The sequence below is a fragment of the Flavobacterium sp. UW10123 genome (assembly GCF_040538975.1).
Lineage (GTDB): Bacteria > Bacteroidota > Bacteroidia > Flavobacteriales > Flavobacteriaceae > Flavobacterium.
The window spans coordinates 106,333-120,598 of sequence record NZ_JBEWQE010000004.1; the positions used below are offsets into that span (position 1 = coordinate 106,333).

Sequence of the window (14,266 nt, forward strand, 5' to 3'; positions counted from 1 at the left end):
TGTAAGCAAAAAGGGCTTTAGCCAAAACATGAGATTTGGCTAAAGCCTTTTGATTTTGACTTTATTTTCCCTCCAGCTAAAGCAGGAGGCAATTCAAAAAATCATTTTAATCCTTTAATCTGTGGCAAAAATTCTTTGCGACTCTGCGTCTTTGCGAGATTCTTTTTTACAGCTTTGAATTCAAATCTTGCGTTAACTCTGTTTCAGATTCAATAGTTTTCCCGTTATATTGCAGTTTCCAGCCCATTGAATTGGTCATGATTAAAATCTTAGACAATTCGCTTATTAGTCTATTTTGAGCGTTTGTTTTAAGGGTAGAATTTTCGATTTTCTTAGCCAGATTCGCTTTTACCGATTTATTGATTTTATTGTAATCATCTCCCGTAAACGGATTCAGTTTACTTTGTTCCACATCATAAAACTGAATATCTGGGTTTATAGTGATTTCTTCTTTCGGAATATTCAAAATCGTAATGGTTTTATTTTTTTCATCAATATCATATTTCATTTGATGCAGATCATAAGCCACCGTTACGTTGGCATTGACCACAATAAGTGCTTTCTTCTCAAAAGAAATCATATCCATCAAATATTTCTGCTGATTTTTATAGGTAATGACTTCTGAGAAATGCCCTTCTGTAACAACCAATTTTCCAACATTAAGAATCTGTTGTTGAATTAAATTGGTATTATACTGAATATCAGAATCGTCTTCTTTTTTGAACTGGCAATATTTAAACCCCAGAACAATTATTAAAACAATAACTCCAACACCTATAATTCTTTTAATCAAGTTTTGCATTCCTCTAAAAAATTTTAGACCAATTTACTTCTTTTTATTCTTTTTTCCTGCCACGAATCCACGAATTTTCGCTAATTCTTTGTCTATTATTTTTTCCAATTTCACAAATTAAAAAATCCGTTTAATTCAATTATAAGCAACACATAGATTATAATAATTCGTGAATTCGTGGCTAAAAAAATTAAAAGGGATAACCAATAGCGATATTCAAAATCAGGTTGTCTTTTCTCCAAGAACTGCTTCCAAAATTAATATCGTCTATAACCCAACGTTGTCCATCTGGCAAGGCCGGATTTCGAAGAGGAATAGCTAAATCTGTTCTTAAAACAAAAAACGATACATCAAAACGTAAACCTACTCCAGCGCCCACAGCGATTTCTTTCATAAAATCTTTTGAAATTTCTGCTCCAGGTTTGTCCGGATCGGCATGCAAAAGCCAAATATTTCCCGCATCTAAAAACACCGCTCCTTTCACAATACTAAATAGTTTTGCTCGATATTCGGTATTAAACTCTAACTTTAAATCAGCTGATTGATCAGGGGTATAATTATTATTTGTTGGAGGCGGGATCACATAACTTCCCGGCCCTAAAGTTCTTGCTCTAAAAGCTCGAATACTATTGGTTCCTCCAACTACAAATTGTTTTGATGCGGGAAGTGTATTCGAATTTCCATAGGCAAATCCAGCTCCAACAATCAGTCTGCTGGCTAATTCGCTTTCTTTTCCTAGTTTTAAATAATGTCTGAAATCGGTTCTGATTTTTACGTATTGACTAAACGGAACATCAAATATCGTTTTAACCTTATTGGGATAATCTGCACCAGTAACCAACCCTGTAATATTTCCCGCCAAATCTAATTCGCCATTAAAATAAATAGTATTTTTTCGGCGTTTCTGCATCGTGTTGGTGTACGTATAATTGTAAGTTGGACCAAAAATCAACTGCTTTTCAATTACTTTTCCTAATGCTGGGTCTTCATCAATATCTGCTAAATATTCGGGTGTAACATGATTTGGACTTACGTACGTTACATCAATCACATTTAACTGATGTTCTTTTCGAATATTTTCTTTCCATAAATAACCAAAAGAGGTATTGAAGGAATTCAACGCATACAATTGGGTACGTTTTTGGTATTCATAACGAATTGTTGCTTTTGTTCTTGGAACATACTCGCTATTTCCTTCAATATGAAAAGGTGTTACAAATCTCGGCCAAGTTAAACTAACTTCTCCTCCAAGTTTATAAATATTTTTACCTTTATTAACGCCCCCTAACTGAAAATCTGCTCCGCCAAAAATTGATGCAGTAAACAATTCTGCTCCTCCCAGAAAGTTTCTATTATTCCAATTCAAATTTAATTCTGTACCAGTGTAACTCGCTGAATTGGTTTTTCCAATAACTTCAACACGAATAAACTTTTTAGGCAGAAGCGTTAAGTAATAATAAGAATCCAAAGCATTGTCGATACTATCTGAAGGCTTAAATTCGTTTTTAACAAAACTGAAAGTTCCAAGATTCACAAAACGGTTTAAAGTCAAATTATGATCAGTTCTATTGTATAAATCTCCTTTTTTGAAATAGATTGTTCTGTCATAAACTCTCGGTTTAAAAGTTTCTGCAGTATCAATAATCGTAAAATCTTTGTACTGTGTGATATTCTTTTTTCTGTAAACCATACTGTCGTTGGCCAGAGAATAATTCGGATACACGAAAATGTTATTTATCTTATAGGCTCTTAAGGCTTTTGCAGGAGTCTCGTCTTTGATAACCAATCTGATTTTTACTTCATGATCGCCTTTGCTGCTGTCTACTTTTGCCAGAAGATAATCGGGACTGAAATAATAATATCCTTTTTCTTTTAATCTGGCATCGATACGTTCTCGTTCGGCTTTTATAACATCCAAATCGTACGGTTTTCCCACTTTCAATAGACTGCGTCGGCTTGATCTGGCAATTATCTTTGACATTTTTAAAGAATCATCAGGAAAAATCACGCTTTTAATAATATATTGTTTTTTTGGAACAACAGTATATTCTGCTGTAGCTCTTTTATTGTTTACGGTAGAATCGGCGCTAACACGTGTTTTAAAATAACCACGGTTTTCTGTAAAATTTCGCAAAACTGAAGCATTATAATCTAAATCTACTTTACTGAAAAGCACTGGCTCTTCTCCGACTTTAGTTCGAAGCCAATATCTAAATCCTTTTTGTTTTTTAGGTTCTCCGGCAATATTATAAAACCATAATTTCGGGCGTAATCCTAAAAACGTTTTATTCGGTTTTGGGCGAAGAAGTCCTTCAAGCTCAGTTTCGAGTGCTTTTCTATCTTTCTTTTTCATAATAGAATCTTTCACTTTGACCGAACCGCCTGTGTACAACAAATCGCCTTCTGGAAGATATTTTGTATTACTGCATCCAAAAACAAAAAACAGGGATATCAGCACAAAACACTTTATAAAATGATTATTTATATGATTACGTTTTTTGTTCATTTCCTTCAATTTGATTTTCCTGCAATTCCTCCTTCTCTTTATCTTCCTTCTTTTTCTGTTTTTCCTTTTCTTTTCGAAGCTTTTCTTCCCTTATCAATTCTTTTTCTTTTTCTGTGCGATGGAAAAGTTCTCTGAATTTATTGTAACTCATCGTGATAATAAAAGCAACACCCGTTTCTATCACCTGTCCTTCAACGGCCACTTGATATTGATTTTTTCTGTAAGCACGAACCATATAACGGCCGTCTTTAGTTAATTGATAATCCAGAGCAACATCTCCTGCAATATTGGTACTTTCTTCATTGGCGCGCTCTGCTCCTTCCACTCCAAAACTGCTTCCAACAGTTACTTTCAATCTATCATCCAACAGTTTTTTAGAAACTTCTACATTTAAATCAGTTCTGTTTTGCATAGTTCCTGTAGTGTAATCTTCAGACGATTCTAAATCAAAATTGACTTCAAAACCTGTAATTAATTCTCCAGCCAGATTATTCAATTGTTGCGAAAGAATCTTGCTCACACTTTGTCTTGCCATCGTTTCGGCACTGATTCCACCGCTTTGACTCGCAAACGGATTTTCACCCACAAAACGATTTAATAATAAAAGGGCAAAAACCTGTTTGTTCAATTCTGCAGGATCTTGTTCTAACTGTTTCAACTTGCTTTGCGTTGTTGTAACCACATCTGTCGATACATTGTAATTTCCGTCTGGCAATACAATTCCAAAAGAAATTTCAGGCTTCATCAATTCGCCGTTCATTTTCAATAAAGTCTGAAACGGAAGTTTTTGTTTATAAGTGTTCTGAACTGCTTGTTCCATTCCTGATATTTGATTTCCAACTAAATCAATCGGTGCCGCATCAACTTTATAAATAGCCGTAATATTGACATTTGCCATAGTCGGTTCACCATTCCAAGTAATAAAACTGCCTTTCTGAATATCAAATTTTCTTTTAATTCCGTTAAAATTCATTTGATAAGCACCATCCGAAAATTCATATTTCCCTGTCAGAGTTGTTTTCCCCGATTTATCGATTCCCCCAACCAATTCAGCTTCTCCTTTCAAGTTCAAATAATCTCCGTTTGATTTATCAATCAGTAAAGTCAATTCTGCTTCCTTATCGATTGTAATGGCAACGTTAACATCCATTCCTTTTAATTCGGATTGATCTAATTTATTCTGAAGATCAACTGTTTGTTTTAGATACATATTATCTTCATCAACAAACTCCACAATCCCTTCACGATCCGCAATTGAAGGATCTGACTGTGGCATCACCACCGTAAATTTGGTTTCTTTATTTATTTTTAAAGTTCCATCTACTACCGGACTTTCTAAACTTCCTTTGATATTTAATTTAGTATCCAAAAATAAATCTCCGTAGAACAAATCATTGTCGGCAGCTTTCGAATGAATCGCTCTAAAATCGTTGGCTTCAACCAGCAAATTAAAATTATACTTTGTAAAATCAGCCGATTGAATAGTTCCATTCACGAACAGTTCATTATCATTTTCATCTAAAAGAGAAAATTTATCAAATGAAATTACTCCTTCATTGAAAGTGATTTTTTCTTGTCCTGTTTTAAAATAAGAATTCAGTTGTGTCACTCTAAAACCGGCATCATTAAAGTTCAATTCGCCATTCACTTTTGGAGCCGAAGTATTTCCTGTAACTTTAAAATTCCCTGATAAGAATCCTGTTCCTTCGGAAATATTTCCCATGCTGAAACCTTGAATACTTTTGATGTACAGTTTATTGATTGCCATATCTAAATCAAAACTGCCTTCCGCAATTTTATATTCTCCGGTAAGTTTTACATCATTTCCTTCATCGCTCAAAACGACATTAGCTGAAAGAGTATCTTCGGTTTTATTATCAACTTTTATTTCTAAATCGCCGACTTTCGAACCTTTAAAAGTAAAATCATCTATTTTTAAATCAGAGGTAAAAGTCGGTTTAGTCATTATATTTTCGACTAAAGCATTTCCATTTATCATACCTTGAATCATCGATTCATCTTTGGAAACCATATTCATAATGGTTCCCATTTTAAAGTTCACAAAATCAACTTGCAATGGCGAATTATTTTGAGTTCCCTGAGATTGAATTTTCAATTGATCTCCTTCCTTATTCAAATAAAATTTATTGATATAAAGTCTCTTATCTCCAAATTCAATTGCATTTTCTGGATCAACTGTCCATTTATCATAATTTAAAACAAAGCTGTCGGCATCAATTTTAAAAATGTTTTTGGCGTCTTCATGTTTTAGGTTTCCGGCAATAAAATACTGCTGTTTTTCTTTGGCATCTTTTACTTCTAAGGCATAAGTCAGTTCATTGTTTTCTACTTTTCCCGATAAACTTGTAAACGGAATTTTAAAAGATCCGCTTTCAATAGTTGCTACTGAGGCCAAATATTGAAGCGCATTTTCTTTGGTTTCGATATTTATTTTTCCGTCAGAAATAGTGTTTCCGCCATAAACTATACGCGGAATTGTTCCTTTTACTTCCAAAGAATCGGCTTGACTGTTATATTTTCCGTTTATGGTAAAAGGCTCTAAAGCGGTCAGTTTTGGTAATAATTTCAAAAGCACAGGATCATTATCTACTTTCAAAGTAAAAGCTAGTCTTTGCTCATCTGATTCGGCATTTACTTTTGGATTTTGAAGGTTGATATATTTAGATAATGATTTTTGAATTGAATTAGCCAGAGTCGTCAATTTGTATTTTCCTGTCACTTCTGCTTTTAGGAATTGAGACGAAATCTTAATCGAATTGCTGTCTTTATCTGCAAAAGCAAAAACACGGATAGAATCTAAAACAATTGGCTCTTTGTCTTGCAAAATCTGAATATTGGATAAAAACACTTTTCCATTCAGAAAATCCGGATTACTGTTCGCAATATCGGCATCCACATTTCCGCGAAGTTTCATTGGGCCAGCATGAAGATTTAGTTTTTCTAAATCGGCTATATCAAGATTTAATTTCAGTTTTACGGTCGGATATTTGTCTTTTGTATCTCCGCTTGCTGTTAAGTTAAAATTCAGATTGGGATCTTCCATTCCTGATTTTACGGCGAAAGATCCGTTTTCTATGTTTCCTTTTAAGGTTAAATCTTTATAAGTATATCGATTAAAAACTGCTTTTTTTACAATTCCGTCAACCACAGCATTTGCCGTTTTAGGGTCTAAACCGTTTCCTTTTACTTTCGCGTTAAGCGTAATTTTTCCAATTGAATCGTTTTTGATTAATCTGCCTAAATCAAACTCATTTAAGGAAACTGTCGCATCGTATTTTTCTCTTTTTTTAATACGCTGATCAAATAAAGCATCAACTTTTGCATTTCCGAAACTGCTGGTTAAAGCCATATTGGTTTTAAAATTCTGAACAGAACCTTTAAATTTTCCCTGTAAGCTTAATTGCGATGGAATTTGAATATTTTTCGGAATTGTTCCAGCCGGCACAAACATATTGATATCTTTTGCCGTGCTCGACATCTTTTTAATGTTCAAATCGTAATAGGCTTTTTCAGCATCTGGCAATCCAGTTATTTTCCCCGAAAGGGAAACTTTTGTCGTTCCGACACCGCTCATTTCAAACTTCGAAACATTCAAATCTTTTACTTTTCCACTCACACGGCTGTCCACATACAAAATCGCATTTGGATTGCTCTTAAACGGATTCGTGTTTTGAAGCGTTGGTACAAACAATAAAATATCTTTAAAACCAATTTTGGATTCTTTCAAGTTGGCAACAATAGCCAAATTTCCTAAATCTTTCTGCAATGCATCAAGCGATTTGTATTCAGCTTTAATTTTATCTTGAACGAGCGTTTGCGGTGTCTTTAAATACAAATTTTCTAAAGATGCATTTTTTGGTCCGTAAAAGAAATTGGTTTTTAAGGACTGAATCTGTAAACCGCTTTTTTCGTTTACGGTAAGCTTATTTATATTTCCCGAAATCGTATTGTTTCCATAATATAATTTCTCTGCTTCAAAGTTGAATTTACTTAAATCCAGATGACTATAATCTAAGCCTTTTACAACAGGTTTTGACTGCATATCATCAAATTTGAAAGCAACATTTTCGATATTGACTTTGTTTAATTTTGCTTTCCAGCCCGCTTGTTTTATAGCAGTTGTATCTAAATCTGGTGTTTGAATTTGTTTGTCTTGAACTCCTAATCGTAGATTTCCGCTTAAATCTTTAACTTCGAAAGTATCGAAATCTAAAAGCTGTTTATTGAGGTCGATTTCATTTACGGCTAAGTTTAGATTTCCTAAACGAATGCCCGAATTTAGTTTTGAATCTTTATTATCGTATAAAACATCAATTTTAGACAAAGCAATTTTATCTAACGCTAATTTAAAATCTGGTCGTTTCGAAATAGTATCGACGGTTTTAACAGAAACCTCTGCAATTTTCTCTACCACATCCTGATCTAAAACTACTTTTAATCCATTTAGATTAATCGTCGGAATATTAAAATCCATTTGATCCAAATCGAATTTCTTGAATTTGGTATCAAAATGGGTCAGATTTACACGAATGTCATTTTTAGCAAAATCGTCTTTAAAATTGAATTTAATCTGATCGAGATTTACTTTGACAACAGAAATTTTAAACGGTTTTGCATCTGGATCTTCCACTTTTGGTTCTTTGGATTCGAATGCTTTGATGATATAATCGAAATTGAAAACGCCGTCTTTGTTTCTGGAAATATTGGCTTTTACATTTTCAAGCGAAACCGAATTGATTTCAAGTTCACTGCTAACGAGTTTAAAAAGATCAACATCAACTTCTAATCGTTTACCTGCCAGCAAAGTATCTTTTTTTTGATCTTCAAAATAGAAACCTTCCAGAACTACATCTTTTGGGAATTTTATCGAAATATAATCTAAAGAAACTTTGGTCTTTATTTTATCCTGAAGATAAGAAACTGCTTTATTTTTAACGAAATTCTGAACAGAAGGAACCTGAATTAAAATGATAAGAAGTAATAAAAGTGCAACTATAGAAACCACACACCACATGAGGATACGGAGTGTTTTTTTAAGAAAATAAACTGGTTTCTTATTCATACGTCAACAAAATCGGATTAGATTAAAATTGCTTCTGAAAAAAGCAAGGTTGCACATCTTACAAAAATGTAAATTTTAAAGCTTAACAATTTACATAATTATGAGGAATTATTCTAAAATTTTACTGCTAAATGATTTGTGAAGACCAATAAAAAAGCCAAACAATAAAATTATTTGGCTTTAAAATTTTCCTAAATCGCTAGATATTTTCTAATAAGAATATGTACATATAGAGGATAGTGCTTTGTAATTAATTACGGTTGGAAAATTACTTCCATCATAAGTGTATGTTATCTCATTGGTATAACTAGAATTATTTGCTAAAGTAACAGTATAACTTGTTACATTGTTAACCGATGAACTAACTTGTGGCTGCTCCTCAAAGATTTTATTAAACCCTAAAACATTTCTCATCGGATTATTTTTATTATCATACTTATATGTTATTACAGATGATGAAGTTTCATATTTTATGATATTTCCATCCTTTAATGTATAAATATTCTTTGCAGAAATGACCTCTTCTGCTCCTGTTGAAATAGTAATTCTAGTAACTATAAATGAAACAACGCCATTAGATTCATAAGTATAAGAATATTTGTCATAGTAGTCTCGTCCAGTGAGTTTTCGCAAATAAGTTGTCAATTTTCCATCAGTATAAGTATACTCATTTCTCAAATCTGAACTCTCTTTCTTTGTAATTAAATCTCCCGTATAAGTATATTTTACAACATAATTGCCCGAATGAGTACTAGTGACAATTTTATTTCCATCAAAAACGAAATCAATAGTCACAGGGCTATCAAGGCTAGAAATAATTTGTTTTTTTGGCACTCTACTTGTCTCAGTATTCTGAGAAGTGTCGCCTTCGCTTGAACAAGATGTAAAAATAAATAGCGAAATGCAAAGCAAATAAGTAATTTTTCTCATCATATTTAAAGATATTTATTACAAATAAACATAATTTCAAAATCAAAACATAACAATTTGTTTAATTTTTGCTTTGAATATTTTTAAATCAAAACTTAAAAAAACATTTTTTAAACACTAAAATACAATATGAGGCCACTTTTCCTCAACCTTTTTCATTTTTAGCTGAAGATTAGATAAGAATTTCTGATGTTGTTCCGATTCTGGATTAAAACTTCTATGACGCAGACTTTTTTGGATTTCGTCTACTTCTTTCATCACGGCAGTACTTTCTTCTGAAACATAATTTTCGCTGAAAAGTTTCCAGATATAATCTATTGCAATCTGATTCGGATGAAGCATATCTTCGTTATAAAAGCGATAATCACGCAGTTCATCCATCATAATTTCGTAGGAAGGGAAATAGTCAAAAGTTGAAAGTCGAAAGTCAAAAGTCTTATGCAATGCTGTAAACAAATGCGACTTACTTAATTGATTTTCTACAAAACCATCTTTTATGTGGCGTACTGGAGAAATAGTAAAAATGAAATTTATATTGGAATTCAAAGCCAGAATTGCTTCAACTATATTTTCGATGCTTTTTTGAATTGTCTCTACTGATAATAATTCTTTTGAAAATTGTTTTTGAGGCACTTTATGGCAATTAGCCACAATTTCGTCTTTTTCAAGATTTTTGTAAATCCATGAAGTTCCTAAAGTGATAATGATATGTGACGCTTCTTTTATTTGTTTGTGCGTTTCTGTAATTGCTTTATTTAATGACTCCAGCAACTCTTGTCGATCTGAATTACTCAAATCGGAATGCACTTCGTAACTGTGCCAACGTTCATTATGAAAGAAAACATCCTTTTCTCCAAACATTTCTTGTTTAGAAATTCTATCAAATAATTTTTCAATTGAAACTGGATTAAAAATAATTCCAAATGGATTAGTTTCATTCTGAAATTTAAAATAATCAAATTTCTCCGCCATATTTTCTGCAAAACAAGAGCCAATAGAAAGTATTTTCGAATTATAATCGATTGGATTGTTGCTTTTTGAAATTGGAATTTGGGTTCTGAATTGCATTTTTTTAGCTTTTAAACAAATTTCGGATATTTTATTCAACAAAAAAACCAAATACTAAAAGCATTTGGTTTTTATGGTTTTGGATCTCACGTAAATTAGTAATTATATTCAATTATTTCGTTTAAATTATCCAATGCAAAGATTATTTTTTTAGTTGGATAGCCTTCTTTATTGTATTCATATTTAAAGCCAGAGACATAATCATTAATAGTATAATCAGATTGATATGTTGTATAGTGAATCGTCTCCTTTAAATTATTTATTGGAGAAAAAGATCCTACACTATCAAAACTCGCTTCACCCAATAAGTATTTTATTCCTGAAACATTTTTAAAAGCACTATTACTTGTATCGTATCTGTATAAAAGGGTTTCAACAGTACTCACAGAATCGGATACATAATATGATTCTCTTTTTGTCAAATTCCCTTCAGTAAAAGTCAAAACTTCATTTGCATTTCTTTTTAGTTCCTTACCTGTTTTACTATCAACTTCATATATTTCTCTCGTAATAGTTCCATCTTCATTATAAGAGTACAGATATTTAAATTGAATTCTCTCAGAAATTTTATTTACGACAATCAATTTATCATTTTCATAAGTAAATGATGTTTCCAAAATTTTCACTTCTTTTCCCGATTCATAATTGTATTGTATTTCTTTTACTATTTTATCGCCCTCATATTGATAATCATTTCTTTTATTTTTATTACTAATACTTAAAATCTTATTACCGTCATAAACCAAGTTTGTTACACTGGTGTATGAACCATTTTCAGCTTTATAAATTATTGATTTAGGCAAGATCAGTTTGTTTTCAAAACTTTTTTCCTCTTCATTAGTACAAGAGGCTAAGACAGTTAAACAGCATAATAGAAAGAAGTACAGTTTTTTCATAACACCTTTTAGATTAAAAGTTTATAACAAAAGGAATGTTTTTCTATTCTTTTAAACTCCACAAGAAGACATTTTTATAACAGAATAAGACACAATTTAAATCTAGACAGGATAAGACATTCTTTTTTCATTAAAATTGCATTTCACTTAAATCAAAATCTTATGAAGAAATCAGCTTTAATAATAAGTCTTATCTGTTTATTATGTTCATGTATTTCTGATAGATCAGAAAAAACTATTCAATCAAATGATGACAAGGATCTTATCTGCACTTTCGATCTAGATAATAATACCTCTAAACCAGCTGCAGCAATTATAACTTGGCCACGCTGGCAGATAGGCCAAACAATTAAAGTAAAATTTTTAGATGGCAATGAAATAGAACAGGAAAAAACAAAAAAATACGCAAGCGAATGGCTAAAGTATGCCAACTTAAAATTTGAATATGTTTCGTCTGGATCTGCAGATATTAGAATCGGTTTTAAGCGAGCAGGAGAAGAAAATAAGGATTATGGAGCTTGGTCTGAGTTAGGAATGAGATCTGCCTATGGCAATAATCTTGAACGTCAATCTATGCGTTTAGGACCACTTAATTCTGCAGATGAAAATTCTATAAGAAGAACCATTTTACACGAATTTGGCCATGCGTTAGGACTCATTCATGAAAATGCGAGCCCTGCTTCAAAGATTAATTGGAATTTGGCTAAGGTTTATCAATACTACTATGATTTAAGCGGTTGGTCTAAAGATCAGGTAGATCAATATGTTATCAAAACTGCAGAATCTACAAATTATAGCGAATATGATGCTCTTTCTATTATGCATTATTATGTCCCTGCATCTCTTACAACAGATGGAAAAAGCGTAAATGAAATGAGTGTTTTATCGGATATTGATAAAAAATCTATAAATGAATGGTATCCTTTTCCTATTGTATCGGTTATGGAATCTGGACAAAGCTTTAATGATCTGCGTTGGAAAGATCGTATTCAGTCGAACAATAAAAGATATTCTTTAGAATTTACCCCTGGTTTTTTACGAGTAATTGATCTAGTTGAAAAAAAAACAATTTGGGAAGTTGGAGATATTCGATATCCGCGAAGAGCAATTTGCAATTTTGAATCAAATGGAAATATCGTGTTAAAAGGAGCTAAATATACTGCAGCAACTATAGAAACCATCTGGACTAGCAATACTTCTGAATATTCTGGAGCAACATTACATTTACAAGACGACGGAGATCTTCAATTAATCTATAATGGAGTTGTGAAATGGTCCTCTAAAAAAGGAAAAGTCTAAAAAGCAAAAAAGCCAAATACATTAAGCATTTGGCTTTCTATTTAGTATAAATATTTTGTTGTACTTGAGACTTGTTCTCCGCCACCTTTATAATAGGTTTTTAAACTTGGATATCCTTCATCATTATATTCATAAGTATTCTTATCGTAAACAAAATTTGTATTACTCGAAATGGTTAAAATATTATTGCTAGAGGACATTTCGTCAACAATTAATAAATTGATTCCTTTAATATTTTTAAAGGGAGAATTTTTATTATCATACGCATAAATCTGTGCATACGTATCAAGTGCCGTTTTGGCGTTTACAGTAGTTTTTCTTGTTACATTTCCATTTTTATAGATCAGCATATTATAGGTATCGCTTTCTTTTTCTATATTGGTAAATTGATCTGTGTCAAATCGTTGCTCTTTAATTAATGTATCCGATACAAAAGTATATACATTTCTACCTGCAAATTTCCCATTCGGATAATCTATACTAATGCTACTAATAAATTTGCTGGATGCTAGTTTTCCGTTTTCATAAAAGTAAGTTACAACTGTAGTCTTGCTTTCTTTACCTTGAACAATCTCATAATACTGTTTAGACTGAATTAATCCTCCTTCGTAAAAAAAATAAATTTTGTTTTTTTTAGTGCTCATACTTTCAATTTTATCATCTTTATAGGTGATAAAAGTAGTATCGGCCGGAGATCCTGAGTAAGTAGTTATAATACTTTTTGGAAATGTATCATCCTTTGCTTTTGGAGAAGAATTTTCATCACTCGAACATGATGAAAATAATAATGCTAAAGCTCCAAAAAGCGGTATTAGTTTTTTCATAATTTGTATTTGCTCTTGTCTTTTTTTTAGATTCTGAGAATTCTTAATAAGTATATTCAATTTCGTATTCAATATCCTTTCCACCTCCGTCAAATGATATATGTCTTGTCGGATAATTATTGTCGTTATAAATGTATTTTGTCAAATATACAGATGTGTTATCAAATTCGGATGAAGTCCTAGTTGTTTTTAAAATATTATTTTTTCCAAAGCCATCAATTTCATTTAATAATAAATTGAATCCTAATATATTTTTTAAAGGATTATTTTTAGCATCATATTCGTAAACCCGTGTCACTATTACAGAATTAACTTTTTGTTCCTCTTTTATCAGATTCCCTTCTTTATATGTTAGTCTACCTTCACTACTTTTAGTTTCCTCTTTAGTATCTTTATCAACCGAATAGTTTATATAAGAAATAGCTTCGTTTGAAGTATGAGTAAAAACTGCTTTAACGATGTAATAACCATCCGGATATTCTGCACTGAAATCTTCTTTTATTACTCTCGTTTTAAGCTTTCCACTTTCGTATATATATGTAACTTCCTCATTTTTAACTTCTTTTCCAACAACGTCTATATCAAAAATTTCTTGCTTAACAATTACATTTCCATCATAAGTAAATACTGTTTTTGAATCCTCCCTTAGAAGGCTAACTATTTTATTTCCATTATAAGAAGCTGTAGTCTTCGTATTGGTTCCTAATTCTGGAGAAGGATAAATATAAGAGATTGTTTTAGGAAGAGTGGAGTCCATTTCTTCCGAAGAAGATTTCTCATCACTAGAGCATGAAGATAGTATTAAAATCAAAACACCAAAAAGCCATAATTGTTTTTTCATAATTGAGAGGTATAATTATATTCTTC

The 14,266-nt window shown here is 31.8% G+C and carries 9 protein-coding genes; 1 reads left to right on the top strand and 8 read right to left on the bottom strand.

The genetic code is table 11. The annotated features are described in order from the left end of the window. Positions 1–166: 166 nt before the first annotated feature. The 6 genes from ABXT06_RS06210 to ABXT06_RS06235 all read right to left on the bottom strand — a co-directional run bounded on the left by ABXT06_RS06210 (position 167) and on the right by ABXT06_RS06235 (position 11,183). A complete protein-coding gene (locus ABXT06_RS06210; RefSeq protein ID WP_343705652.1) occupies positions 167–802 on the bottom strand; it encodes a DUF4230 domain-containing protein in 636 nt (211 codons plus the stop codon). Positions 803–983: 181 nt separating this feature from the next. After that, positions 984–3,299: a translocation and assembly module lipoprotein TamL gene (tamL, locus tag ABXT06_RS06215; RefSeq protein ID WP_354589958.1), complete on the bottom strand. Its 2,316-nt coding sequence runs from the start codon at positions 3,297–3,299 to the stop codon at positions 984–986. Next, positions 3,283–8,382, bottom strand: a complete 5,100-nt coding sequence (locus tag ABXT06_RS06220; RefSeq protein ID WP_354589959.1) for a translocation/assembly module TamB domain-containing protein — start codon at positions 8,380–8,382, stop codon at positions 3,283–3,285. The genes tamL and ABXT06_RS06220 overlap by 17 nt, the downstream gene beginning before the upstream one ends. Positions 8,383–8,592: 210 nt before the next feature. After that, positions 8,593–9,315 (bottom strand): hypothetical protein, encoded by a 723-nt coding sequence (locus tag ABXT06_RS06225; protein WP_354589960.1) that lies wholly within the window; start codon positions 9,313–9,315, stop codon positions 8,593–8,595. A 114-nt stretch (positions 9,316–9,429) separates the two neighbouring features. Continuing rightward, on the bottom strand, positions 9,430–10,380 hold the full coding sequence (locus ABXT06_RS06230; RefSeq protein ID WP_354589961.1) for a GSCFA domain-containing protein: 951 nt from the start codon (positions 10,378–10,380) through the stop codon (positions 9,430–9,432). Between the two features lie 95 nt (positions 10,381–10,475). Continuing rightward, positions 10,476–11,183: a hypothetical protein gene (locus tag ABXT06_RS06235; RefSeq protein WP_354589962.1), complete on the bottom strand. Its 708-nt coding sequence runs from the start codon at positions 11,181–11,183 to the stop codon at positions 10,476–10,478. A gap of 255 nt (positions 11,184–11,438) precedes the next feature. Between ABXT06_RS06235 and ABXT06_RS06240 the strand changes: the two genes are divergently transcribed. Next, positions 11,439–12,575 carry a matrixin family metalloprotease gene (locus ABXT06_RS06240; RefSeq protein WP_354589963.1) on the top strand — a complete coding sequence of 379 codons (1,137 nt, stop codon included), beginning with the start codon at positions 11,439–11,441 and terminating at the stop codon, positions 12,573–12,575. 41 nt (positions 12,576–12,616) lie between these two features. On the opposite strand, the gene ABXT06_RS06245 is transcribed toward ABXT06_RS06240, so the two are convergent. Together ABXT06_RS06245 and ABXT06_RS06250 are read right to left on the bottom strand one after the other, a co-directional pair. After that, positions 12,617–13,399 (bottom strand): hypothetical protein, encoded by a 783-nt coding sequence (locus ABXT06_RS06245; protein WP_354589964.1) that lies wholly within the window; start codon positions 13,397–13,399, stop codon positions 12,617–12,619. A 43-nt stretch (positions 13,400–13,442) separates the two neighbouring features. Next, the gene (locus tag ABXT06_RS06250) at positions 13,443–14,240 is read right to left on the bottom strand and encodes a hypothetical protein (RefSeq protein WP_354589965.1); all 798 of its coding nucleotides are present in this window, start codon (positions 14,238–14,240) and stop codon (positions 13,443–13,445) included. Between the last annotated feature and the right edge of the window lie 26 nt (positions 14,241–14,266).